Source organism: Micrococcus sp. HMSC31B01, assembly GCF_001816085.1.
Classification (GTDB): Bacteria; Actinomycetota; Actinomycetes; order Actinomycetales; family Micrococcaceae; genus Micrococcus; species Micrococcus luteus.
Map to the genome: position 1 here is coordinate 1 of NZ_KV824809.1, position 1139 is coordinate 1139.

The window sequence follows — 1139 nt, forward strand, 5'->3', positions numbered from 1 at the left end:
ACCTCATGACCCACAACAACTAGGCTGGGCGCGTGCCCGACTCCCCCACCCCACCCCGCCCGAACCCGCACGAGGGCGCCGACCGCGCCCCGGCGCCCGGCACCCCCGGCTTCCGGATCCTGCTGCTCACCCCGGAGATCCCCGGCAACACCGGCAACGCGATCCGGCTCGCCGCCCTCACGGGGGCCGAGCTGCACCTCGTGGAGCCGCTGGGCTTCGGGTTCGAGGACGCCCACCTGCGCCGCGCCGGTCTGGACTACCACGACCTCGCGGTGGTGACGGTGCACCCGGACCTCGACGCGGCCCTCGCGGCCCTCGCCCCCGCCCGTGTGCTGGCCTTCACCGCGCGCGGGTCCGTGCGGCACGACCGGGTCGCCTACCGGCCCGGCGACGTGCTGCTCTTCGGCCGCGAGTCCACCGGCCTGCCCGAGGAGGTGCTGGCCGATCCGCGGGTCACCGAGACCGTCGGCCTGCCCATGCAGCCGGCCCGTCGGTCCCTGAACCTGGCGAACGCCGTCTCCATCGCCGTGTACGAGGCCTGGCGCCAGCACGACTTCGCCGGGTCCGCGGCCCGTCCCGATTCCCTAGACTGAGGCCACCATGCAGACTCCTGACGCGCCCGAGCCCCACGTCGACCGCCCCGATGACGCCGGCCAGCCCGCCCTGGACACCCTCCTGCGCCGCAGCGCCGAGGGTGACCGGGCCGCGTTCTCCGCGTTCTACGACGCCACGGTCCCGTGGGTGCACGGCCTGGCCGAAGCGATGTTCGGCCCCGGCGACGACGCCGCCGCGGCCACGGTCCGCACCTACCTGACGGCGTGGGAGGAGGCCTCCGAGGCCGGGCTCGACCTGAGCGAGCGTGACGACGCGACCCACCGCGAACGCCAGGTGTTCACGTGGCTCGAGGTCCTCGCCCACCGCGTGATGACCTCGCTGCGCCGCGCCGGTGGCTCCGCGGCGGAACGTGGGCGTCGTCCCGGCCCGGCCGGGCCCGCGCCGCTGCCCGAGGACCTCGTCGGCCGCGTGGCCCCGGACGCCTACGAGGCCGTGCGACTGGCGTGGCTGGGCGGCTGCACCGACCGGGAGGTCGCCGATCGGCTCGGTCTGCCGGCCGACGAGGCCCGCACCCTGCTGCGTGA

General features: G+C 75.9%; 1 protein-coding gene and 1 pseudogene. Both read left to right on the plus strand.

The genetic code is table 11. The annotated features are described in order from the left end of the window. Positions 1-32 precede the first annotated feature (32 nt). Positions 33-593 (plus strand): tRNA (cytidine(34)-2'-O)-methyltransferase, encoded by a 561-nt coding sequence (locus HMPREF3105_RS00235; protein WP_061867011.1) that lies wholly within the window; start codon positions 33-35, stop codon positions 591-593. Between the two features lie 7 nt (positions 594-600). Then, positions 601-1139: pseudogene (locus HMPREF3105_RS00240) on the plus strand (RNA polymerase subunit sigma-70); the annotation flags it as partial.